The organism is Anabaena sp. 54, assembly GCF_017355725.1.
In the GTDB taxonomy this organism is placed as follows: domain Bacteria; phylum Cyanobacteriota; class Cyanobacteriia; order Cyanobacteriales; family Nostocaceae; genus Dolichospermum; species Dolichospermum heterosporum.
The window spans coordinates 61,087-83,761 of the sequence record NZ_JAAVWA010000008.1; the positions used below are offsets into that span (position 1 = coordinate 61,087).

General features: G+C 39.3%; 20 protein-coding genes and 1 pseudogene. 14 read left to right on the forward strand and 7 right to left on the reverse strand.

Annotated features, from left to right (window positions below; genetic code table 11):
• Positions 1-297: 297 nt before the first annotated feature.
• A complete protein-coding gene (locus HEQ36_RS10965) occupies positions 298-864 on the forward strand; it encodes an SRPBCC family protein (protein ID WP_035082469.1) in 567 nt (188 codons plus the stop codon).
• 5 nt (positions 865-869) lie between these two features.
• A complete protein-coding gene (locus HEQ36_RS10970; protein ID WP_053537970.1) occupies positions 870-1,445 on the forward strand; it encodes a DUF924 family protein in 576 nt (191 codons plus the stop codon).
• A gap of 13 nt (positions 1,446-1,458) precedes the next feature.
• Here the strand turns inward: HEQ36_RS10970 and HEQ36_RS10975 are convergent, their stop codons facing one another.
• On the reverse strand, positions 1,459-1,551 hold the full coding sequence (locus HEQ36_RS10975) for a helix-turn-helix domain-containing protein (protein ID WP_233455513.1): 93 nt from the start codon (positions 1,549-1,551) through the stop codon (positions 1,459-1,461).
• Between the two features lie 61 nt (positions 1,552-1,612).
• Here HEQ36_RS10975 and HEQ36_RS10980 point away from each other — a divergent pair, with 61 nt between their 5' ends.
• Complete coding sequence (locus HEQ36_RS10980) at positions 1,613-1,750, forward strand: hypothetical protein (protein WP_168636213.1); 138 nt, start codon at positions 1,613-1,615, stop codon at positions 1,748-1,750.
• Between the two features lie 331 nt (positions 1,751-2,081).
• Here the strand turns inward: HEQ36_RS10980 and HEQ36_RS10985 are convergent, their stop codons facing one another.
• Together HEQ36_RS10985 and HEQ36_RS10990 are read right to left on the reverse strand one after the other, a co-directional pair.
• Positions 2,082-2,435: a type II toxin-antitoxin system RelE/ParE family toxin gene (locus HEQ36_RS10985; RefSeq protein ID WP_053537971.1), complete on the reverse strand. Its 354-nt coding sequence runs from the start codon at positions 2,433-2,435 to the stop codon at positions 2,082-2,084.
• A complete protein-coding gene (locus HEQ36_RS10990; RefSeq protein ID WP_233455512.1) occupies positions 2,419-2,709 on the reverse strand; it encodes a type II toxin-antitoxin system Phd/YefM family antitoxin in 291 nt (96 codons plus the stop codon). Before HEQ36_RS10990 ends, HEQ36_RS10985 begins: the two co-directional genes overlap by 17 nt.
• Before the next feature lie 613 nt (positions 2,710-3,322).
• On the opposite strand from HEQ36_RS10990, the gene HEQ36_RS10995 reads away from it, so the two are divergent.
• Both HEQ36_RS10995 and HEQ36_RS26010 read left to right on the forward strand, forming a co-directional pair.
• Positions 3,323-4,942, forward strand: coding sequence for a hypothetical protein (locus HEQ36_RS10995; RefSeq protein WP_168636411.1), 1,620 nt, complete (start codon positions 3,323-3,325; stop codon positions 4,940-4,942).
• A gap of 131 nt (positions 4,943-5,073) precedes the next feature.
• On the forward strand, positions 5,074-5,172 hold the full coding sequence (locus HEQ36_RS26010) for a DUF4114 domain-containing protein (protein ID WP_168636410.1): 99 nt from the start codon (positions 5,074-5,076) through the stop codon (positions 5,170-5,172).
• Between the two features lie 134 nt (positions 5,173-5,306).
• Here the strand turns inward: HEQ36_RS26010 and HEQ36_RS11000 are convergent.
• Positions 5,307-5,878, reverse strand: a pseudogene (locus tag HEQ36_RS11000) (Uma2 family endonuclease).
• Positions 5,879-6,236: 358 nt separating this feature from the next.
• Positions 6,237-8,855 carry an ATP-dependent chaperone ClpB gene (gene clpB / locus HEQ36_RS11005; protein ID WP_168636409.1) on the reverse strand — a complete coding sequence of 873 codons (2,619 nt, stop codon included), beginning with the start codon at positions 8,853-8,855 and terminating at the stop codon, positions 6,237-6,239.
• Between the two features lie 143 nt (positions 8,856-8,998).
• Here clpB and HEQ36_RS11010 point away from each other — a divergent pair, with 143 nt between their 5' ends.
• From HEQ36_RS11010 to HEQ36_RS11030, 5 genes are all read left to right on the forward strand, one after another.
• Positions 8,999-9,760: an S-layer homology domain-containing protein gene (locus tag HEQ36_RS11010; protein ID WP_081424128.1), complete on the forward strand. Its 762-nt coding sequence runs from the start codon at positions 8,999-9,001 to the stop codon at positions 9,758-9,760.
• A gap of 118 nt (positions 9,761-9,878) precedes the next feature.
• Complete coding sequence (locus HEQ36_RS11015; protein WP_168636408.1) at positions 9,879-11,861, forward strand: WG repeat-containing protein; 1,983 nt, start codon at positions 9,879-9,881, stop codon at positions 11,859-11,861.
• Positions 11,862-12,226: 365 nt separating this feature from the next.
• The gene (locus HEQ36_RS11020; protein ID WP_053537977.1) at positions 12,227-12,865 is read left to right on the forward strand and encodes a DUF3386 domain-containing protein; all 639 of its coding nucleotides are present in this window, start codon (positions 12,227-12,229) and stop codon (positions 12,863-12,865) included.
• A gap of 138 nt (positions 12,866-13,003) precedes the next feature.
• Positions 13,004-13,237, forward strand: coding sequence for a NifU family protein (locus HEQ36_RS11025; RefSeq protein ID WP_053537978.1), 234 nt, complete (start codon positions 13,004-13,006; stop codon positions 13,235-13,237).
• A gap of 127 nt (positions 13,238-13,364) precedes the next feature.
• Positions 13,365-15,599, forward strand: a complete 2,235-nt coding sequence (locus tag HEQ36_RS11030) for a glycoside hydrolase (protein ID WP_053541173.1) — start codon at positions 13,365-13,367, stop codon at positions 15,597-15,599.
• 817 nt (positions 15,600-16,416) lie between these two features.
• On the opposite strand, the gene petE is transcribed toward HEQ36_RS11030, so the two are convergent.
• Positions 16,417-16,836 carry a plastocyanin gene (gene petE / locus HEQ36_RS11035; protein ID WP_168636407.1) on the reverse strand — a complete coding sequence of 140 codons (420 nt, stop codon included), beginning with the start codon at positions 16,834-16,836 and terminating at the stop codon, positions 16,417-16,419.
• Between the two features lie 184 nt (positions 16,837-17,020).
• Here petE and leuC point away from each other — a divergent pair, with 184 nt between their 5' ends.
• The 4 genes from leuC (at position 17,021) to HEQ36_RS11055 (ending at position 20,701) form a co-directional block, all read left to right on the forward strand.
• Positions 17,021-18,424, forward strand: a complete 1,404-nt coding sequence (leuC, locus tag HEQ36_RS11040) for a 3-isopropylmalate dehydratase large subunit (protein WP_053537980.1) — start codon at positions 17,021-17,023, stop codon at positions 18,422-18,424.
• 92 nt (positions 18,425-18,516) lie between these two features.
• Positions 18,517-19,125 (forward strand): 3-isopropylmalate dehydratase small subunit, encoded by a 609-nt coding sequence (leuD, locus tag HEQ36_RS11045; protein ID WP_027402708.1) that lies wholly within the window; start codon positions 18,517-18,519, stop codon positions 19,123-19,125.
• Between the two features lie 253 nt (positions 19,126-19,378).
• Positions 19,379-19,846 (forward strand): EVE domain-containing protein, encoded by a 468-nt coding sequence (locus tag HEQ36_RS11050; RefSeq protein ID WP_233455511.1) that lies wholly within the window; start codon positions 19,379-19,381, stop codon positions 19,844-19,846.
• Between the two features lie 330 nt (positions 19,847-20,176).
• Positions 20,177-20,701 (forward strand): TolB family protein, encoded by a 525-nt coding sequence (locus tag HEQ36_RS11055; protein ID WP_053537981.1) that lies wholly within the window; start codon positions 20,177-20,179, stop codon positions 20,699-20,701.
• A gap of 107 nt (positions 20,702-20,808) precedes the next feature.
• Here HEQ36_RS11055 and HEQ36_RS11060 read toward each other — a convergent pair whose 3' ends face one another.
• Complete coding sequence (locus HEQ36_RS11060) at positions 20,809-21,804, reverse strand: succinate dehydrogenase/fumarate reductase iron-sulfur subunit (RefSeq protein ID WP_168467167.1); 996 nt, start codon at positions 21,802-21,804, stop codon at positions 20,809-20,811.
• Positions 21,805-22,675 lie beyond the last annotated feature (871 nt).

Below are 22,675 nucleotides of genomic sequence, written 5' to 3' on the forward strand. Positions count from 1 at the left end.
GTTGATTACCTTTCCTGTGATAATTAGGATAACACAAGTCACTGGAGGAAGACAGCCTCTAGTTGGCTTTCATCCCTTGCCTAAAGAAAGGACAGTTAAGTTTTTCCGCCACGCTCCAAAACCTGCCCTCAAAGGTTTTTAGCCTATTTTCTTATAAGTGAATATGAACTTTAGACTCATTATGTGCGAAAACTGTATGAATTCGACTGTAATTAGAATTGAGTGAGTTAAACTCAATTAAATTATCAAGGTTAATCAGTTAAAACGTTACCAAAATCACTATATCTGCATTATATTATGTCAAACTCAAATCTTAAAAATATCGCTTACGCCATGTTACCATTACCAGATAGCCTCTGGAATCAAGATCAGCAAAGACTGCTGATTCAGGGGGAAGTATTAGTACAAACGAGATCCCATACTAACTGGGGTGGTGCTGTTACCGCTTGTATGTATGTACCCCTGATGAGATCCCATGTCTGGCAACAAATTACAGATTACCCCCGTTGGGTGCAATATTTTCCCGATATCACCAAAAGTGAAGTCATATCTAAAGGTGATGTCAAACGTCTCTATCAAGCCGCACAAAAAGCCTTTTTATTTTTCACGGCTCAAGTAGAAATTTATTTGAGCGTGGTGGAGGTGTTAGGGCAGCAAGTCCAGTTTCGCATGGAAAGAGGCTCATTTGCAGATTTTCATGCCAGTTTAGAACTCAAAGATATGGGTAATGGCACTTTATTAGCTTATACGGTACAAGCCACCCCCAACATTCCCATCCCCTCAATTTTTATTGAACAAGCAATGAATTTGGAGTTACCAGCAAATCTATGTAAAATGCGACAGGTGCTTTGTAATCATCAATAATAGCAATGTCACAGGCAACAACTATTTTGGATTTTTGGTTTGGTCATCTAAATGACCCAAATTACGGGAAAATTCAACCATTTTGGTTTGAAAAACAACCAGATTTCGATGCTAAAGTCCGCGACCTTTTTCTGGAAGATTACCAACAAGCGGTAGCCGGATATTTACATGATTGGATGAATTCACCAGAAACCTGTCTAGCTTTAATTCTGTTGCTAGATCAATTTCCCCGAAATATGTTTCGTGATACCCCACAAGCCTTTGCAACGGACTGGGAAGCACTATCATTAGCGCAACACGCCACAAACAAAGGCTATGATAGAAAACTATTGGCTGTGCAACGCTGGTTTATATACTTACCCTTTGAACACAGTGAAGACCCAATTGATCAACGGAAGTGCATTAAGCTATTTCAACAACTTAGTCATGATCCCTACAGTGCAAAAGCGATTGAATCGGCTTTTCGACACAAGGAAATAATTGCTCGATTTGGTCGCTTTCCCCATCGTAATGCCATTTTAGGACGGATTTCTACCCCAGAGGAAGAGGAATTTTTGGAAGAACCAGGTTCTTCCTTTTAAGTTGGGAATTGGGTTATTTTCCGTGTCTAGCGACTCCAGAAGCCTTGCGAAAAGCTGTAATCTGTCGGTTATTTGGAATTAGTGCAGTTTTGAATGATAAAAGCATTGATTCGACCTTCAATGTTGTGCTATGATATCTAGTATATCAGACATATTAAGATTTAGCAATGCCTCGGATTAAATTTAAACCACAAAATCAAGTAGCCTACGATAAATCACCCTTGCAATTTAAGGTTTTACCTGGAGTCAGGGAAAAAATTAAAACCGTCCCTGACACAGCAGCAACGGTTGAGGGATTTTGTTGATCAACTTATTGAAGACTTGGACAAACAGTAATATATGGATAGTTATGGGTAGAAATTATCAAGCTGTTTCTACCCCCCCGCACCCTATGTGAGTTTAAAACTTTTAATTCTCTCATTTACAGCGATTTCCGGTCATATAAGGTACATCCTAGCCCCCTCATCGCACCCCCCTAAATCCCCCCGCAGCGGGGGGAAGAAAAGGATAAGCTTTTGATACTGGAGGGGGCTGGGGGTGGGGTTCTTGTTCCAGGTTTGATGACAATTTGCTGTAAGTAAATTTTTTATTTGCTTTCACTGATAACCGATTTGTAGCTTAATTTGATACTAATGGTCACTTTTCTGGTTCGATATTTTCGATATTTCCATAAGGTTGTCTCAAAAATTCTTCTCTTGTCATCCATTCTTGGGAGGTATGCCGAATATGGTAAATTATCACAGCATTACCTTCAATGCCAAAAAGAATCCGATAGCGTTTGGAATAGAGAAGATATCGGATTTCTTGTCCTACTATTTCCTTTTCTGGTGCGATCGCACAACGGTGAGGCATGGAAGCAAGAGTATCAATTGCAGCAAGTAATCCATTAAACCAATTAGCCCCATTTACAGGAGAATCTTGAGAAATCCACAAATAAAATTCCTCCGCATCGTCTAGTGCTATTGGAGTAATTCTAACGAGGTATTTCATGCTTTAACCGTAATTCTTCTAATGCCTCTACCGCGTCTTTTGTCTTTCCAGCAGCAGCTTCAGCTATGCCTTGACGAATTTTTGCGGCTGACCTTACTAGTTCTAACTCATCCAGTAATTCTTGATAAGATGCTGCATCCTGCATGATCACGGATGCTTTACCATTAACAGTGAGAATGATTGGTTTATGACTCGACTGTATTTGTTCAATGAACTGTCTAGCATTGCGCTGAAAGTCTGAAAGGGGGTAAATTTCCCGTGCATCAAGCATCATTGTTACCTCTCCATGAAATTCTCATTATATTTCATGTTAACTTATGGGTGTAAAAATTTCAAGCACAAAAGAATATTAGGTAAGTAATTAGACAAAAATATTTACAGTCATTGCGAGCGAAGAGAAGCAATCACAACCCTTGGAATTACTTCATTTCACTTCGTTCCATTCCCAATGACATTGTGTAATTAATTCTGTCTCACTACTTAAAGGGGGTTATTTCCACAACTCCCTTTTTCAGGGTGATGCTTTCTCTAGATTGTGCTTAATTTTACTAAAACAATTTCAATCTATGTCTTTAGATAGATGACATGGTTTTGATAAACTTTTAAGATCACTTGGGTCTTGTGTTATTGAATACACTGAATTGTAGTCTAGTTATTCTAGCAACCATTTTTCGTGTTTTTGTATCAAAATTCGACAAATAGCCCTATTTTTAGGGTAATTTCACTATAAATATCTAAAACCAGTGAGATCATACAATGTTTGAAAATTACGGTTTGTTATTAAACGATGACAAAGATCAATCAATCAATCAATTATAACATCAGCATTAGAACTAGCAAAAAATCAATTATATAGTTTTGCAAATAGTTCAGATTTTCAAACTAAAATGCAGTTGGCTTTTGGTGTTGCAGTTGATTCAAATAGTTTTCAAATTGCTTGGAAAAATCAAGATTTCAGTGTAATTCCCAATATTGAAGTTCGTACCGGATCTGAACTTGGTGGAGCAATTGGAGCTTATGCTCAAGCCACTAATACGATCTATTTATCTCAAGATTATCTCAACCAAAATGCAGCCGATATTGAATCTATAACTTCAGTATTATTGGAAGAAATTGGTCATGCTGTAGATGCTAAAATAAATATATTTGATACTCCTGGAGAAGAGGGAGCAATTTTTTCAGGTGTTGTTCAAGGAAAGACATTTGAGCCTGAGCAGATACAGCAATTGAAGGCTGAGGATGATACTGCAATCATCTTTTTGGATGGACAATTAATTCAAATTGAGCAAGCACAGCCTATCTCAAAAAGTGGTGGTGTAGGAGGATTAACTTTACCATTTCAACTCGATCCTTTACCACAAGGACAAACAGAAAAAAGCATCACTGTCAATTATTCATACGAGCATTTTTCGATTCCCGATCAGTTTGAAATAAGGTACGGGGCAACTCCTATTTTCTCTACGGGAGGACTTGTCTCCAATGGAAAGAGTGGCAGTAAGTCATTTAAACAAGTTTCAGGTAACGATCAACTTACTATTAAAGTAACAGCACCACAGTCTGGGACAGCTTGGCAATTTTCTGTTTCTACTGACGCTGCGGAGATTAATGTGGATGGGAAGGTAGGGGATGTTATTAAGATTGATCTCGGCAAACAGAAGGGAAACCTTGCCTTGAAATCATTGCCAGATGCTTCAAAGGGAAAATTGATTGATGAGAAAGGAGAAAATGCAACTACAGGGACTACATATAAGGTTTTATACTATGTTCCTAAAGTAACTGGAGCTATCCAAACCTATGGGAAAGATCGGACTGGCGACCTTGGTTTAGGTCAAGTAACTTTTGATGTTGAAGATCAGGATCAAAAGTCTCTAACCGTCAAAGTAAGTGTCACTGATGGATTCTCTACTACCGGCAGTAACACTGTCAAGGTGGAAAAAGGGAAACTGAATGTTTATACTCAACAACAGCGACTAGCTTATCTTGGTTTCCATGGTAGCAGTGGCAGTCCTTTAGTTGTTGATGGAGATCCAGATACTGACTTCAAAGATTTGGTAGTCAACATTAAATCCACAAATGACCCATTACCCTTGGGTACAAATCTCCAAGGCAAACAACAAGGAGAAGTCCTTGATTTAAGGGGGATAACCAACAATGTAAAAGCTGATTTTACTGTTAATAGAGAAGCAGCTTTTAATAACTTCGTCGGCTTTTATAAAGTAGCAGATGAAAATGGTGGTATTGATATTGATGGTGATGGTACAGTTGATTTCCGTCCTGGTGACTCAGGTTATGCTCAAGCGGCTATCAAAAATCGTGTTGCGGGAATTGATCTCGGAGTTGATAACCAAGGAACTGCCTCTTTCACAGATAAAACATTGACAGGAGGAAGTATTTTTGCGCCGTTTATTCTTACTGATGGTCGCACTGTAGATCAAGTTCTGAATGGACAAGTTAACCAAGCTTACTTTGCTTATTTAGGAGCTAATAGTGATAAGGTAAGTAGGTGAACACAATAAAACCAAACTGTGTAAAGAAACGTAAAATCGCCCAAACCCTCTTCACTCTTGCCTATTGCCTCTTGCCTTTTGCCTTGCCATAACGACAATTTTCAACGCCAACCTACTTAGATCACATTCGTTTGTTAGGAAATAACGTCTTTGGTTTTGAAGATTTAGTAGGTGGGGGAGATAACGATTACAATGATATTATTGTCAAAGTAAATTTGACTGTCGTTTAGCGGGTAGGGGTTTAGCAGTGCTAAACCCCTACGCTTGTACTACAGGTTGGGATATTTTCTTCATTAGAAGTTTCTGTCTGAATTGTGGTCTATTTAATCTATCTGCTATTTTTTTCTCTAACTAAATTAAACAATTAAATATTGATAATATCTTCATATATTTCTGCCATTTCTAGAATCAAACCAACGGAATCTAAATGTAATTTATCATCACGATTAATCAAAATTTGTATAGTCCAATTTCCTTTTTCATCTTGACGATAAACTTCTACCTTGATTTCATTTTGAGAAATTAAAACATATTCTTTTAAACTTGCTAAACTGCGGTAATTAACCAGTTTTTCCCGTCTATCTATAGTTTCTGTACTTGGTGATAGCACTTCGATAATTAAACAAGGATAATTTAAAAAATAACGGTCTTGATCTTCAGTGTCGCAACTAACAATCACATCAGATAGTAAAAGATAGTTTTATTATCATTGGCTAAATTTATTTTCACTTTCATGTCAGACATGAAAACATTACAGGAACTACCCCGTAACTGAGAACGTAGTCTACTAGCAATATTGAGAGTAATTATATTATGTTCTTTACTACCTCCAGCCATAGCAAAGACTTCACCTGCAAAATATTCATGACGAATATCGCTAGATTGTTCTAATTCTAGATATTCTTCGACAGTGAAAAAGTAAAGAGGAGATTGCATAATTTTTCCTTTTTTAATAATTCTCAAATTATTGTCAAGTCTTTACCAATTTAGCTAAAGTGCGTTAAAATCCACTCTGGTTAAGAGGATGTTTGAAAAGTTTCGAATGTATAGACTGACCCCTCTCCAAACCTCTCCCCTGCAAGGGGAGAGGCTTTAAAACTCCCATTCCCTTGCAGGGAAGGGGGGTAGGGGGGTTAGGTTTTTGGAGATTACGGGTTTGATATAATACTTTTCAAACAACCTCTAACTCAAAATCAAAAATCATCCTATTTATTTTATGCCAAAGTAGTCGGTTTTAACCGACTTTAGCTTTTAGACAGGGAATTTATTCCCTGGCTTGAAGGGACTCTCAAATCTAACCTGTAAACACTTCTGCGGGTAGGCGATTAAAGGCAAGACGCTCATTTTGGACATCTACAAAAATCGTGTCACCGTCGCTAAAATCACCGCGTAAAATGGCTTTGGCTATTTGGGTTTCTAATTCTCTTTGAATTGCTCGTTTTAATGGTCTTGCCCCAAAAACGGGATCATACCCTACTTCTGCCAAAAAGTCAAGAGCAGCACTGGATAATTTCAAAGCCATTTTCCTATCAGTTAATCTTTGTCTGAGTCTATCTACTTGTAATTGAACAATATTCCGCAATTCGGATTTTTGTAAACTGTGGAAAATAATTAATTCATCTAGACGGTTTAAGAACTCTGGACGGAAACTATTTCGCATTGCTTCCATCACGCGATTACGCATTTCATCGTAACGGCTATCATCTCCAGATATATCTAGGATATATTGAGAACCAATGTTACTGGTCATGATGATGATACTATTTTTAAAGTCTACTGTGCGACCTTGGGCATCTGTCACCCGACCATCATCGAGGATTTGTAAGAAAATATTAAATACGTCGGGGTGGGCTTTTTCGATTTCGTCGAATAAAATCACCGCGTAGGGACGACGACGAATGGCTTCGGTTAATTGTCCTCCTTCTTCATAACCCACATATCCGGGAGGCGCACCGATTAGTCGGGAAACGTTATGCTTGTCCATATATTCGGACATATCAATCCGCACTAAAGCCTCCTCGGTGTCAAACATATAGGCAGCTAAGGCTTTCGCTAGTTCAGTTTTACCGACACCGGTTGGACCAAGGAAGACAAAACTAGCTATGGGACGGTTGGGGTCAGAAAGTCCAGCGCGAGAACGTTGAATGGCATCTGCGACAGCGGTAACGGCTTCATGTTGACCGATAACCCGGTGATGTAATTCATCTTCTAAATGCAGGAGTTTTTCTTTTTCTGATTCGACTAATTTATTCAGGGGAATGCCTGTCCATTTAGAAATAATTTCGGCAATATCGGCTTCTGTAACTTCTTCGCGTAATAGTGATTTTCCGGTTTTTTGAGTTTGGGAAAGTTCAGTTTCTACGGCTTGTAATTGGCGATGTAAGTCGGTTAATTTGCCATATTTTAATTCCGCAGCCCGGTTAAGATCGTAGTCTCTTTCGGTTTGTTGAATTTCTAGATTAACTCGGTCAATTTCTTCTTTAATTGATTGAATTTTGGTGATAATCCCTTTTTCGGATTGCCATTGTGTGCTAAGGGTTCTTTGATCTTCTTTGAGGTCAGCGAGTTCTTTTTCTAATCTTTCTAAACGTTCACGGGAAGCGAGATCACTTTCTTTTTGTAAGGAAAGTTTTTCCATTTCCAATTGGAGAATTTTTCTGTCTATTTCGTCTAGTTCTTCGGGTTTGGAGGTAATCTCCATCTTCAGTCTAGCAGCGGCTTCATCTACTAAATCAATAGCTTTGTCAGGGAGAAAGCGATCGCTAATATAACGATTAGAGAGAGTGGCCGCAGCCACAAGAGAACTATCAGAAATTCTCACCCCATGATGGACTTCATAACGTTCTTTCAAACCGCGTAAAATGGAAATTGTATCTTGAACGTTGGGCTGATCTACATAAACTTGTTGAAAACGTCTTTCTAAAGCGGCATCTTTTTCCAAATATTTGCGGTATTCATCTAAAGTTGTCGCCCCAATGCAGCGTAATTCACCCCGTGCTAACATGGGTTTTAATAGATTTCCCGCATCCATCGCCCCTTGACTTGCACCTGCACCGACAACGGTATGAATTTCATCAATAAATAAGACAATATTCCCACCAGATTCGGTGACTTCTTTTAATACGGCTTTGAGACGTTCTTCAAATTCACCTCGGAATTTTGCTCCCGCAATTAAAGCCCCCATATCTAAACTGATGAGTTTACGATCTTTGAGAGATTGGGGAACATCACCCGCTACAATGCGCTGTGCCAAACCTTCGGCGATCGCAGTTTTCCCCACACCAGGTTCACCAATTAAAACCGGGTTATTTTTGGTTCTGCGGGAGAGAATTTGTACTGTCCGTCTAATTTCATCATCACGACCGATTACGGGGTCTAGTTGACCTTTGCGGGCGGCTTCTGTGAGATCACGTCCGTACTTTTCCAGTGATTGATATTTACCTTCTGGATTTTGGTCAGTCACTTTTTGTTTCCCCCGAATTTCTTTAATAATATTTTTGAGTTTGTTTTCATCTAAACCGAATTCTTGCAGTAAACTTTTGCCAAACCGATCATCTTTGGCGTAACCTAACAGTAAATGTTCAATAGAAATAAATTCGTCTTTAAATTCTTGACGATATTTTTCTGCCCGATCTAATAATGTATCTAAGCTGCGTCCTAAATAAACAGAAGCACTAGCACCGGATACCTTGGGTTGACGTTGGATAAACTGCTCAGTGCGATCTCGAACTTTTTGCAAACTTGTCCCAGCCTTGGTGAAAATCGCGCTGGCCAGTCCTTCCTGTTCCAGCAACCCTTTCATCAGGTGTTCACTTTCTAGCTGCTGTTGCTGATACTGTTTAGCGACATCGGGGGTATGAGCGATCGCTTCCCAGGCTTTCTCTGTAAATTGATTGGGGTTAGTCGGCTGCATAAGCTTTTAGAATAACAAACTACCGTTTAATAAGATCATTGTAAAAATATTTGGCGGAATAGCTAGATCGGTCTTCACGTCTTTAAAATGTAGTATTATTGCCCAATACTGGCTAACTAAGCATATTTATCTTCAACTAGTCTATGTTTTCCGATATTGAAACCCATTGGACAAAAGCATCTGTTCTGGCTGCTGCTTGGCAAAATATCTTAAAAGGATATCCAGACGGGACTTTTCGCCCTGATGCTCCTGTGACTCGCGCAGAATTTGCGGCGATTATTTATACACCATTATCATTCAAACAACCATTATCTCGTCCAGCGGTAACTTTTAAAGATGTTCCCACTCATCATTGGGCAGCTAAGGCGATCGCTCAAGCATATCAAACAAATTACCTCTCTGGATATGCCAATTTGACTTTTCAACCTAATCAAATTATTTCCCGTGTCCAAGCTTTAACAGCTTTAGTTTCCGGGTTAAAATATGGGGTGACAATTGAACCTATTATTACTTTAAAAAAGAATTATACCGACTTTGCCCAAATTCCCGTTTATGCAATGGGAGCGATCGCAGCCGCCACCGAAAAAGGCATAGTTGTTAATTACCCAGACATCAAACTTTTGCAGCCCAATAAAAACCTGACTAGAGGTGAAATAGCTCCTTTTATTTGTCGAATTCTAGAAATTCCCACTGTACCTGCTCAATATATTCCTGGCAGAGAATTATTTGTCATTTCCCCACAATTTGATCAAGCTGATGATTTTTCTGAAGGATTAGCACGAGTTCAAAAAGATAATAAATGGGGCTATATTGACAAAACCGGAAAATTTGTAATTCCTCCCAAATTTGATGAAGCCAGTTCTTTTTCCCAAGGATGGGCGTTAGTTAGAGAAAATATAAAATAGGAGTCAGGAGTCAGGAGTCAGAAGAAAGAAGAAAGAAGAAAGAAGGAAGAATAAGGAAATAATTCTGATTTCTTGCCCTTACAAAAATCTATTACAATCTAAAATCTAAAATCGAATCATGGAAATTCGCGGCGTTTGGATAACAACCACAGATAGTAAAGTATTTGATAAGCAAGAAAACATTGCTGAGGCAATGAAATTTCTCGCCGAAACTGGATTTAACGTTGTCTTTCCTGTTGTTTGGAATCAGGGATTTACCAACTATCCCAGTGAATTCATGAAAGCGACATTTGGTAAAGATAGAGAAATAAACCCGCGTTTTATAGACAAAAATACTGGTAAACATAGAGATCCTTTAAGCGAAATCATAACAGAAGCTAAAAAATGGAATATTGCAGTTATCCCCTGGTTTGAATATGGCTTTATGAGTTCTTATCAAATCAAAAAGGGATCAATAATCGAGAAAAAACCCGAATGGACAGCTATAGATTCTACTGGTAAAGACCTAATTATCAATAATTTTTATTGGCTAAATGCTTTTGATAGCGAAGTGCAAGACTTTTTATTAAGTTTATTCCTAGAAGTTGCCACAAAATATAAATATGATATTGCTGGCATTCAAGGAGATGATCATTTTCCGGCTTTTCCAATAGAAGGTGGTTACAATCTAGAAACAATTGCACTTTATGAACAAGAGTTTAAAGAACAACCACCAAAACCCCCAGAAAAACAAAATCCCCAAGATCCAAAATTACAAGATCCAGAATGGACTAGAAAATGGAAACAATGGGTACGGTGGAGGGCTGATATTCTTTCCGTTTTTCTCAGCCGTGTTTATCGAGAAATCATTAACGTTAATCCTGAATTAATTATTTCCATATCTCCCAGCGTGTATCCTTGGGGTTATGTTAACTACCTGCAAGATTCTCAAACTTGGATTGATTTGGGATTAGTTGATTTAATTCATCCCCAAATATATAGAGATACATTTGAAAATTATCAAAGTGAGATAGATAGAATCAAAAAAGATCAATTTACCCAACAACAATTACTGCAATTGATTCCGGGCATTAAAATTAAAACTGGTACATATCGAATTACTCCAGAACATTTAGTTAATGTCCTAAATTACAACCGCAAAGTTGTTGGTATTCAAGGAGAAGCTTGTTGGTTTTATGAAGGGTTGCGAGAAGATAATGATGCTTTAGCCAAAGTTCTCAAATCTGGGATTTATTCGCAACCACCAGGAATATTTGACGCGAAAGAAATCAAAAAGTATAGTTTTACCCATCGGCGTAGCAATAACGATGATTATTATTATATAAATCCCACATCACAGCAAATTCGACTGAAAGTAAAATTCGATTGGGTTGAGCCATTGTCCGAGGGAATATCAGTCATCAAAATAGGTTATAAATCTGCTTACATTGAGCAAATTGGTAAATTTATTACCCCTCTTCAGTATGATACTGCTGCACCCTTTATAGAAGAAATGGCTGTAGTCAGCATCAAGAATAAATATGGCTATATTAATAAAACAGGTAAGGAGATTATCCCGCTGCAATTTGATGATGCTGTATCTTTTTCTGAAGGTGTCGCTGCTGTAAAAATAGCTAGTAAATGGGGATTTATTAATGCCTTTGGTGAAATTTTTATTTCTCCTCAATTTGATGAGGTTAAATCATTTCATGAGGATATTGCCGCTGTAAAAGTAGCAAATCAATGGGGATTTATTAATAAAGCAGGTGGCATGATTATTGTCCCTGAATTTGATGATGCTAAAAGTTTTTACGCAGGTTTAGGATTAGTTAAAGTTGGGAATAAATGGGGTTATATAGATAGAATTGGTCAATTTATTATCAATCCCCAATTTGATGAAGCTGATATTTTCTCCGAAGAATTAGCCCCTGTAAAAATGGCAGGAAAATGGGGATATATCAATCGCTATGGTGAGTTGATCATTCCAGCGACTTTTGATTTTGCTAAACCTTTTTCTGAAGGTCTGGCATTAGTTAATGTTGGTGGAGAATTTAAACCAAATCAAGAATCAGGAAAATCATCTTTTATCGCTGGTAAATGGGGATATATTCGCAAACCTTAAAGGATTCTCGATAGATAAGTTTTTTAAATAGGATTTTCGGCAAATTAGTCCATTCTCAATAAGCGGGGGGTAATTCTCAGAGTTATTGAGAATGTTGTCAATAATTTCACGAAGTTTCAACTTTCTAGCAATTGATTATTGACATAGTTACAGTTTCTGCTATATTGGTGATATAATCTGAGAGTTTTTGTGTGCTAAGTCGAAAATTGTGATTTAAACTTTATTTCTGACTCATGAATTCTTCTTCAAGAATATGTCTCACGCAAACGCGCAAAGACGCAAAGTTTAAATTCGCCAAATATATTTTGTATAGGAATTATCAACTTTGAATTAAACTGTTAAGAAAGCACAGTCAAAGTGGTGATATGGCAATTCAGTCAACAGCAGAAATTTTATTTCAAACTGCTTATGAAGGTCGTTACACTTGGGATGAAAACTTTCCTGGTTATGCTGCCGATGTGCAACTGCTACAGGAAGGAGAAGTTTATACAGGTAAAATTCAGATTGACCGTAATTTGAATGTGGAAATTACGGGAGTTGCAGATAAACAAATAGAAGCAGGAATTGATATTCATTTACAGGAAATAATTACTCGCTGTCAAGGAAGCAATTTTCAAACTTCTTCTAGTGAAAATGAGTTTAGTTTGGGTAACGCAGCAGAAACGGTTTTTGTCAAAGGCGAAAATACTGATTCTCAATATCAAATCCGTAACCAAAAAATCTGTCAAGAAATTCGGGTTATGGGTCGGATGTCTTTGGAGATTAATTCTGAGCAATTCCTAGATACAGACTCCGGTTATATCCCTTCTGCTTATGATGTGGTTTTTCGCAATTCGCAAACAGGTGATGTTAATAGCATCCTCAAGTTTACGGACACATATCAAAAATTTGGTAATTACTACATTTTAACGAAGCAGGTAGTGGCAGAATATGAAGATGGGAAAACTGCAACTCCTCAATCAATTACCGAGTTTGTTTATTCCAATATTCAGCTACTGGAATAGGGAGGAGGCAGGGGAGAATATTTTTCTTCCCACTGACCACTGACCACTGACTAATGACCAATTATCCATTTCCAGCCTACACTAGATAATTAGCAACTCGGATAATTACCAATTTATTTACTAAACAGGTCTAAACCTATGGAACTAACGATAGAAAATGTAGAAACTGTATTAGACGAGATGCGCCCTTATCTCATGTCTGATGGTGGTAACGTAAAACTCGTAGAATTGGATGGACCGATTGTTAAAGTCGAGTTACAGGGTGCTTGTGGTTCTTGTCCCAGTTCCACTATGACTCTGAAAATGGGTATTGAACGCCGTCTTAAGGAAATGATTCCTGAAATCTCTGAAGTAGAACAAGTTGTAGGATAAGTTTCTGAAGTAAAAAAAGTTATCTAAATCGCTGGTAATGGGGAATGGGGAAGAGGTAATTGGTAAGATATACTTGTCACCTGTTCCCCGTTCCCTATTTTCCATCACCTACTCTTTTATATATTATATGTCTCATCCTTTGCACGTTGCGTTTATCTGGCATCAACATCAACCGTTGTACAAGTCTCCTGAAAATGGTAGTTCTCTAGTGACTAGCCAGCAGTACCGCTTGCCTTGGGTACGTTTACATGGGACTAAGGATTATTTGGATTTAGTATTATTGTTAGAGAAGTATCCTAAACTGCACCAAACGGTGAATTTAGTTCCCTCGTTAATATTGCAAATAGAAGATTATGTTGCAGGTACGGCTTTTGACCCTTATTTAACTGCTAGTTTGACTCCTGTAGAAAAGTTGACTCGTGAACAAAAAGAGTTTATTGTTCAACATTTCTTTGATGCTAACCATCATACTTTGATTGATCCTCATCCTCGTTATGCCGAGTTATATTACCAAAGGCAGGAACAGGGACAAAGTTGGTGTTTAGCAAATTGGCAGTTGTCAGATTATGGTGATTTACTAGCTTGGCATAATTTAGCTTGGATTGATCCTTTATTTTGGCATGATCCAGAAATTGCGGCTTGGTTAGCACAAGGTCGTAATTTTAGTTTAGGCGATCGCCAACGCATTTATTCCAAACAGCGGCAAATTCTCAGTCAGATTATTCCCCAACATCGGAAAATGCAGGACAGTGGACAACTGGAAGTTACCACTACTCCCTATACTCACCCGATTTTACCCTTATTAGCTGATACTAATTCAGGACGGGTGGCTGTGCCGCAGATGACATTACCCAAGCAGCGGTTTCAGTGGGTAGAAGATATCCCCCGGCATTTACAAAAATCCTGGGATTTATATATAGATAGGTTTGGGCAAGATCCTAGAGGTTTATGGCCTTCTGAACAGTCCGTTAGTCCAGAAATTTTACCGTATATTATTAAACAAGGGTTTAAATGGATTTGCTCAGATGAAGCGGTTTTAGGTTGGTCATTAAAACACTTTTTTCATCGAGACGCTGCGGGAAATGTCCAAGAACCAGAATTGCTCTATCGTCCCTATCGTCTGCAAACTCCAGCAGGTGAAGTGGCGATTGTTTTCCGTGATCACAGATTATCAGATTTAATTGGCTTTACATACAGTGCAATGCCGGCAAAGAAAGCAGCAGCGGATTTAGTTGGACATTTGCAAGCGATCGCTAAACAACAAAAAGAAAGTAACGATGATCAACCTTGGTTAGTGACAATTGCCCTAGACGGGGAAAATTGTTGGGAATTTTATCCCCACGACGGAAAAGACTTCTTGGAAACATTGTATGAAAGTTTGAGCAATGAACCCCATATCAAACTTGTCACCGTTTCCGAATTCATTGAAAAACACCCACCCACCGCCACTATTCCCGCTGCACAACTCCATAGTGGTTCTTGGGTAGACGGCAATTTTACCACATGGATAGGAGATCCCGTCAAAAACCGCGCCTGGGACTATCTCACCGCAGCTAGACAAGTCTTAGCAAATCATCCCGAAGCCACAGAACAAAACAACCCAGCCGCCTGGGAAGCCCTATATGCGGCTGAAGGTTCAGACTGGTTTTGGTGGTTTGGAGAGGGACATTCTTCCAATCAAGATGCCATTTTTGACCAATTATTTCGGGAACATCTCTATGGCATTTACAAAGCCTTAAATGAACCCATACCTCCATATCTGCACACCCCCCTAGAAATCCATCAAGCCCGTTCTGACCATAAACCACAAGGCTTTATTCATCCTATCATAGATGGTAAAGGTGATGAACAAGATTGGGACAAAGCTGGGCGCATCGAAGTTGGTGGTGCTAGAGGAACAATGCACAACAGCAGCACTATCCAACGTTTATGGTATGGGGTAGACCATTTAAACTTTTATGTGCGAGTAGATTTTAAAACAGGTGCTGTTCCTGGCAAAGATATACCTCCAGATTTGCACCTATTCTGGTATTATCCAGATAGAACAATGGTGAATAGTTCCATACCTCTAGCGGAAGTACCAGACAGCGCACCTTTGAATTATCTATTTCACCATCATTTGGAAGTTAATTTACTCAGTCAATCGGTGCAGTTTCGAGCCGCAGGAGATAATCATTTATGGTATCCCCGTGCCTCTCGCGCCCAAGTTGCGTTAGATTCTTGTTTAGAAATAGCAGTACCTTGGGCTGATTTGCGAGTCCCTCCAGATTATCCTCTGCGGTTGATTTTGGTGTCTTCTGATGATGGTTGTTTTTCTGGTTATGTTCCAGAAAATGGTCTGATTCCTATTGATGTTCCTTAGTGATAAGTAGGTGGGTGTTGAAAATTGTCGTTATGGCAAGGCAAAAGGCAAGAGGCAAGAGGCAAGAGTGAAGAGGGTTTAGACGATTTTACGTTTCTTTACACAGTTTGGTTTTATTGTGTTCACCTACATAATTCTCCCGATTTTTATCGGGATTTCTGATTTTTGTTTCACGCAAAGCATCTTTTTTTGACTGAAGCTCTAAACTCTGAAACTTTAGACTTTCTTATCTGTTTTTTGTAATATACTCAACACGGTTCAGACATGGACTTTTACAAAATTACGAAAAACCTCAAGTCGTCTCATTCCTAGTCTCTGACTGGGAATGAATTCTAGAAGGCTCTGCCTTCAATGATATTAGAGGCAGAGCCTCATCAATTGCATTCCTAGTCAGAGACTAGGAACTAGATGTGGTAGGGATTTGAGCTTAAGTTGACACATATCAGCTTTTGCTTTACCCCTACTACACGTCTGGGTTCTTTGTCATTTGGCAAAAGTTTAAATCTCACCCGTGTTTAGTATATTAAGTAGGGCTTGCTAAATAAAGCTAAAACCATTTATTAATAAGGGTTTCGCGGATTGTTATCACAAAAAAGTGCAAGGTTTTGGCTGATGGTGTCTCAAAATCGGTGCATTTTCCTGGGTCGGATTTGGAAAATTGAGGATATCCAGATAGTTGAAACTGTTCCCAGTTAAGAGTTCCCTGTTCCCTACCCTCACAGACAACTTATTCAGCAAACCCTAAGTAAGCTTTTTGATTTACTGATAGCTACTGTACCATCCCTGTACATTAACAAGGATGGTTCGTGGCTATATATTAACCTTCAACAGTGACTTGACCAACCATGCCAGCACCACGGTGAGGTTCACAGTAGAATGTGTATGTACCAGGAGCAGCATCAACAGGAATAACTGTGGTTTCGGTTTGTCCAGGACTCATTAATAACTTCTTGTGGGACAAAGACTTTGCTAACTCAGCATCTGCGGTAGGATTCTTCTTAGGATCAAAGACAACGTTGTGGGGGGGAACTTTGTTGTTCTTCCAAACAATTGTGTCACCGGCTTTAACAGTCAATTTCTTGGGTTCAAAGGCTAACAGACCTTTATCACTGCCCAGTTTAACTGTATATGTTTCCGCAGATGCAGTAGGAGTGAATACCGCAAAGCTACCAAAAATTACAATAACTGTTAATACAGCTAGGCTCAAGCGTCGCAAAGTTGCTGCGATAGATTTCATGGTTCTGTCCTGTGGAAGTATGTTTATTGTTCTCATTTCATTTTAAATACAATCAATGCCAAATATGACAACCCGTCATATATTTTTTTTGTTAACCACTATCAGCAGCTAGATTTCTAAAATTCCATTGCCACCAAATTTCTGATACAATCGAAAGTCCGACTCCTTTAATGTAGATTGATGTATGAGCAAGGGTACACTATTTGACAAAGTTTGGGACTTACACACCGTTGGTACATTACCATCAGGATTAACACAACTATTTATTGGACTACATCTTATTCATGAAGTTACCAGTCCCCAAGCCTTTGCAATGCTCAAGGAGCGGGATTTAAAAGTATTATTTCCACAACGGACAATAGCCACAGTTGATCATATCGTTCCCACAGAAAACCAAGCTCGTCCCTTTATGGATAGCATGGCCGAAGAAATGATTCAGGCATTAGAAAAGAGTTGTCAAGAAAATGGCATAACTTTTTACAATATTGGTTCAGGAAATCAAGGAATAGTTCACGTCATTGCCCCTGAATTGGGACTAACACAACCAGGAATGACCATCGCTTGTGGAGATAGCCATACATCAAGTCATGGTGCATTTGGTGCGATCGCCTTTGGTATCGGTACAAGCCAAGTTAGAGACGTTCTCGCCTCTCAAACCCTATCATTATCAAAACTCAAAGTCCGCAAAATCGAAGTTAACGGCAACCTCAAACCCGGAGTTTACGCCAAAGACGTAATATTGCACATCATCCGCACACTAGGCGTAAAAGGTGGCGTAGGCTACGCTTACGAATTTGCTGGTACAACCTTTACCCAGATGAACATGGAAGAACGGATGACCGTTTGTAACATGGCCATAGAAGGTGGGGCGCGATGCGGATACGTCAACCCCGATCAAATCACCTACGATTATCTACAAAATAGAGACTTTGCTCCCCAAGGTGCAGACTGGGAAAAAGCTATTGCTTGGTGGGAATCCCTCAGTAGTCATGCTGATGCAGAATACGATGATATCGTAGTATTTAATGCCGAAGATATTCCCCCCACAGTCACATGGGGAATTACACCCGGTCAGGGAATTGGCGTAGATGAAAAAGTCCCCACAGCCGCAGAACTCCTAGAAGAAGACCGCTTCATCGCCGAAGAAGCATATCGCTACATGGACTTATATCCCGGTCAACCCATCCAAGGCACAAAAATAGATGTCTGCTTCATTGGTAGCTGCACCAACGGACGCATCAGCGACCTGAGAGAAGCCGCCAAAATTGCCCAAGGTCGCCAAGTTGCAAAAGGTATAAAAGCCTTCGTAGTTCCTGGTTCAGAAAGAGTCAAAAAAGAAGCCGAAGCCGAAGGACTAGATAAAATCTTCCAAGCAGCCGGTTTTGAATGGAGAGAACCAGGATGTTCCATGTGTTTAGCTATGAACCCCGACAAACTCCAAGGCAGACAAATCAGCGCCTCCTCCTCCAACCGCAATTTCAAAGGCAGACAAGGATCATCCTCCGGTCGCACCTTATTAATGAGTCCTGCAATGGTAGCCACAGCCGCCATCAAAGGCGAAATCGCCGACGTGCGTGAACTACTGTAGGTGACAGTGAACAGGTGACAGGTGACAGAAAAGAGTTTTTTCAATTACCAATTACCAATTACCAATTACCAATTACCAATTACCAATTACCAATGGTCAGTGAAGTAAAACAAATATCCGGTAACGCCGTTCCCCTCATTGGTAACGACATAGACACCGACCGAATTATCCCCGCCCGCTACTTAAAAGCCATCACCTTTGACGACTTAGGAGAAGGCGTATTTGTTGACGACAGAAAAGCCTTAAATGGTGAACACCCATTTGATCAAATCCAATATCAAGGCGCAAAAATTCTCATAGTTAACCGCAACTTTGGCTGTGGTTCATCACGAGAACACGCACCCCAAGCTCTAGCAAAATGGGGAATTAAAGCCCTAATTGGTGAAAGCTTCGCCGAAATCTTCTTTGGTAACTGCGTAGCAATGGGGATACCATGCGTAACTGCTGATGAGAAAGTAGTCAAACATCTGCAAGAATTAGTTACTACCAATCCTCAAGCAGTTAAAACCATAGATTTGGAAAAATTGCAAGTGCAACTTGGTGATTTTACTGCCTCAGTTATGATTAGTGAAGGCACAAGAAGCACTTTTATTAGCGGAACTTGGGACGCTTGCGGACAGTTAGTAGCAAATGCCCAACAGGTAAAAGCAACAGCAGCAAAACTACCTTATATTGCTTGGGGTAATTTAGCAGCAAGTTAGTATATATAGAGGCGTTCTCTGTAACGTCTCTACAATTATGGAATTAATTATTAAGTAGGAGAACACAATAAAACCAAACTGTGTAAAGAAACGTAAAATCGCCCAAACCCTCTTCACTCTTGCCTCTTGCCTCTTGCCTTTTGCCTTGTTAGATATCCATAATTCCCACACATCTATCTCATCTTCACTCTTGCCTCTTGCCTCTTGCCTTTTGCCTTGCCATAACGACAATTTTCAACGCCAACCTACTTAAATGAATACAATTAATTATTGGTTAATGAAGTCAGAACCAACAGTTTATAGTATTACAAACTTACAACAGCAAGGTGAGACGATTTGGGACGGTATACGTAATTATCAAGCCCGGAATTTCTTGAAGCAAATGCAAATAGGAGATTTAGCATTTTTCTATCACTCCAACACTGAACCACCCGGTATCTTTGGTTTAATGCGGATAGTTGAAACAGGTATTGCAGACCCAACACAATTTGATATAAATAGTAAATATTATGATGCTAAATCAAGTCTTGAATCCCCCCGTTGGCAAACTGTAAAAGTGGAATTTGTCGAAATTTTTAATCATCCTCTTTCACTATCAACACTCAAAGCTGAGTTTAATGATGATGAATTATTAGTAGTGAAAAAAGGCAATCGTCTATCAGTAACTCCGGTAATAGAACCAGTCGCCAGTAGAATTTTAGAAATGGGCAAAGATAAGTAGGGCTTGCTGAGTAAAGCTAGAACCGCCTCTCAGTAAGGGTCTCGCTGATTTTGAGAACAAAAAAGTGCAAGGTTAAGTAATTGGACAAAAATATTTAAGTAGGTGAACACAATAAAACCAAACTGTGTAAAGAAATGTAAAATCGCCTAAACCCTCTTCACTCTTGCCTCTTCACTCTTGCCTCTTGCCTCTTGCCTCTTGCCTCTTCACTCTTGCCTCTTGCCTCTTGCCTCTTGCCTCTTGCCTCTTCACTCTTGCCTCTTGCCTTTTGCCTCTTGCCTTTTGCCTTGCCATAACGACAATTTTCAACGCCAACCTACTTAACATTCTATGAATTATAAATTATCAATAATTTTAGTTTTATGCTCAACTCTGTTAACTGGGTGTTTTGGCTACCCGCGTTTACTCACTTACCCATTTGATTCCGGGGGAAGGAGTTTAAATAGCTTCTCGTCCGAATTAAATCCGCAAATTTCTGGAAGATATATTGTATTCACAAGCGATCGCCGAGGCAGTCAAGATGTATATATGTTTGATACATTGACTCGTAATTTAGTAGACCTACCCGGCTTAAATTCCTTTGATACAATTGCTTCCCATCCTGCGGCTTCTGACAATGGCAAATTTATTGTCTTTGCTGCTAGTCGTCAAGGACGAACACAAATTGTTTTTTATGATCGAGATGTGCGTCAATCACGGAATTTAGCAGGTGATGTGCAAGGAGAAGTCCGCAATCCAACAATTAGTGCTGATGGTAGTAGAATCGCCTTTGAGTATAGTAATAATGGACAATGGGATATTTTGGTTTACGACCGATTTGGGCGAAAATTGAACATTCCCCAAGAGCCAAGTTAATCCAGGAAGTAGGGGCGCAGGGCCTGCGCCCATTCAGAAGTCAGGAGTCAGAAAGAAGAATTAAGAAATAAGTAGCGCAAGAAAGGGAAACATTCTTTTGCAACTGACTAATCACTATTTTGTACAGATTCGATGAGCGATCGCACTTCCTGAGTTCCTGGGGACGGTTCAAAAGAAAGAGGAAATTTACCCTTAACTAGCATTCTCAAGCCCAAAGGTGCAAGACTGAGTAAACCTTGCAAATCGCGGAAATAATTACCAACCACTTGAACCCCAAATTGGCGTTCATCAATCCAACCACCTTGTTTAACTAAATCCACTAAAACCTTACGATGACGAATTGCCCGACTGTCATCAGCTTGTTTACGCTCCAGAATTTCCTGTTTAATTTTCGTAATTTGTTCTAATGGGGCAACTTCCATCGGACAAACCGAATCACAATAAAGACAACGAGTACAACCCCAAACCCCTTGAGTTCCTGTGCTATAGGTTTCTAATCTTTGTTCTGTATTACTATCGCGGGAATCTGCCACCATGCGATATGCCTTAGCCAAAGCATGGGGACCAACAAAATCAGGATTAACTTCCAGAGCATTACATTCAGAATAACAAGCTCCACACATAATACAATTGCCCGTTTGATCAAGAAGCGATCGCTCTTGAGGCGTTTGCAAGAACTCTCTTTCAGGAACTTGTCTAGCTGCGGTACTCACATAGGGAGCAACCGTCTCCAAATTATGCCAAAAACCATTCATATCCACAACCAAATCTTTAATTACAGGCATATTCCCCAAAGGTGCAACTGTAATTTCTGGAGTAGTTTGAGGCTGATTTGCAGATGATGATATTTTCTCCAGTCTAGCCAGTTCACTCCCCACATTCTCCTTACAAGCCAAAGCAGAACGCCCATTAATCCGCACAGCACAACTACCACAAATTGTATTGCGGCAATTTTTGCGAAATGCTAAACTTCCATCTTGTTCCCACTTAATCTGATTGAGACAATCCAGGATAGTATTACCTGGTTCTACCTCCAAAACGTAAGACTTGAAAACAGGGTGAGAATTTTCTTCTTGTCGAGTAATCTTAAAAATAACTTCCATGATGATCAATCCAAATCTTGGGTGCAAATCTTCTGTCTTACCTTACCTACCTCAAAAATCATGAAACTAGGGAAGGATGAAGTATGAGGCGTAAAGTATAAAAATAGATTTTCTCTTCCGCTTGAGTTGACGGCAGCCTTCACCCTTGATCCTTTACACTTAATACTTCTTTCGTCAAGCCCTAGCTATAAAAATTCTACATCCTTACATATATATAAATGTTAAAGCCAGGGAAAATCTCAGAAGAGTGGCTATCAAATATCCCGGAGATATGGTAAATTTATTCTTCCCATAGACAGACGTAGATAATCTAATCGCAGCTTTGAATCTGATAATGATTAACAGCAGGGATTTTTCACCCCGCCTTTTGTTTATAGTCCCAGATAGCTCCTGGAGTGAAGCCATAGAAACTCTAGAATTTAACTGACTCACTCATAGAAAGCACGTCTAAATTAGATTAACTTTTATAAAAGTCCTGGTATCATCCTCCCGACAGTATCAAGCTTGAGGAAAATCTCGCCTGGATTTTAGCGGCTCAACTCCAGGGATCTAGATCAAAATTTAGTTGTAATATGAATTTTAAATTCAAAAAATATTTTGCTATTATTATTTCATGCTAGTATTTAATAGAAAATTACGAACTAACAAAATCAGAATAGCCGCATAAGCACGGCTAACACTTCTTTTGTTTCTTCGTAATGTAGAGACTAGAAAATTCACGTCTCTACTGGCAAAATAAAAGGGTGTATGTCCATCAGACCACACATAAATCCTATGCTGTCTTTATTCCTATAACTCAAAGGCAAGAGAAAAGCAGCGCTGAATGTGAAAAACCTGTAATTTATTGGCTCTACGCGGCAGTTCCTCCATT

What these genes read in the sequence shown, in the direction of transcription:
- HEQ36_RS11020 (WP_053537977.1), top strand. Translation starts at nt 12,227, where the DNA reads ATGGCAATTCAGTCAACAGCAGAAATTTTATTTCAAACTGCTTATGAA.
- HEQ36_RS11050 (WP_233455511.1), top strand. Translation starts at nt 19,379, where the DNA reads ATGAATACAATTAATTATTGGTTAATGAAGTCAGAACCAACAGTTTAT.
- leuC (WP_053537980.1), top strand. Translation starts at nt 17,021, where the DNA reads ATGAGCAAGGGTACACTATTTGACAAAGTTTGGGACTTACACACCGTT.
- HEQ36_RS10975 (WP_233455513.1), bottom strand. Translation starts at nt 1,551, where the DNA reads ATGCTTTTATCATTCAAAACTGCACTAATTCCAAATAACCGACAGATT.
- leuD (WP_027402708.1), top strand. Translation starts at nt 18,517, where the DNA reads ATGGTCAGTGAAGTAAAACAAATATCCGGTAACGCCGTTCCCCTCATT.
- HEQ36_RS11030 (WP_053541173.1), top strand. Translation starts at nt 13,365, where the DNA reads ATGTCTCATCCTTTGCACGTTGCGTTTATCTGGCATCAACATCAACCG.
- HEQ36_RS10980 (WP_168636213.1), top strand. Translation starts at nt 1,613, where the DNA reads ATGCCTCGGATTAAATTTAAACCACAAAATCAAGTAGCCTACGATAAA.
- HEQ36_RS10995 (WP_168636411.1), top strand. Translation starts at nt 3,323, where the DNA reads ATGCAGTTGGCTTTTGGTGTTGCAGTTGATTCAAATAGTTTTCAAATT.
- HEQ36_RS11025 (WP_053537978.1), top strand. Translation starts at nt 13,004, where the DNA reads ATGGAACTAACGATAGAAAATGTAGAAACTGTATTAGACGAGATGCGC.
- HEQ36_RS11060 (WP_168467167.1), bottom strand. Translation starts at nt 21,804, where the DNA reads ATGGAAGTTATTTTTAAGATTACTCGACAAGAAGAAAATTCTCACCCT.
- HEQ36_RS10985 (WP_053537971.1), bottom strand. Translation starts at nt 2,435, where the DNA reads ATGAAATACCTCGTTAGAATTACTCCAATAGCACTAGACGATGCGGAG.
- HEQ36_RS10990 (WP_233455512.1), bottom strand. Translation starts at nt 2,709, where the DNA reads ATGATGCTTGATGCACGGGAAATTTACCCCCTTTCAGACTTTCAGCGC.
- HEQ36_RS11010 (WP_081424128.1), top strand. Translation starts at nt 8,999, where the DNA reads ATGTTTTCCGATATTGAAACCCATTGGACAAAAGCATCTGTTCTGGCT.
- clpB (WP_168636409.1), bottom strand. Translation starts at nt 8,855, where the DNA reads ATGCAGCCGACTAACCCCAATCAATTTACAGAGAAAGCCTGGGAAGCG.
- HEQ36_RS10970 (WP_053537970.1), top strand. Translation starts at nt 870, where the DNA reads ATGTCACAGGCAACAACTATTTTGGATTTTTGGTTTGGTCATCTAAAT.
- HEQ36_RS11015 (WP_168636408.1), top strand. Translation starts at nt 9,879, where the DNA reads ATGGAAATTCGCGGCGTTTGGATAACAACCACAGATAGTAAAGTATTT.
- HEQ36_RS11055 (WP_053537981.1), top strand. Translation starts at nt 20,177, where the DNA reads ATGAATTATAAATTATCAATAATTTTAGTTTTATGCTCAACTCTGTTA.
- petE (WP_168636407.1), bottom strand. Translation starts at nt 16,836, where the DNA reads ATGAAATCTATCGCAGCAACTTTGCGACGCTTGAGCCTAGCTGTATTA.
- HEQ36_RS10965 (WP_035082469.1), top strand. Translation starts at nt 298, where the DNA reads ATGTCAAACTCAAATCTTAAAAATATCGCTTACGCCATGTTACCATTA.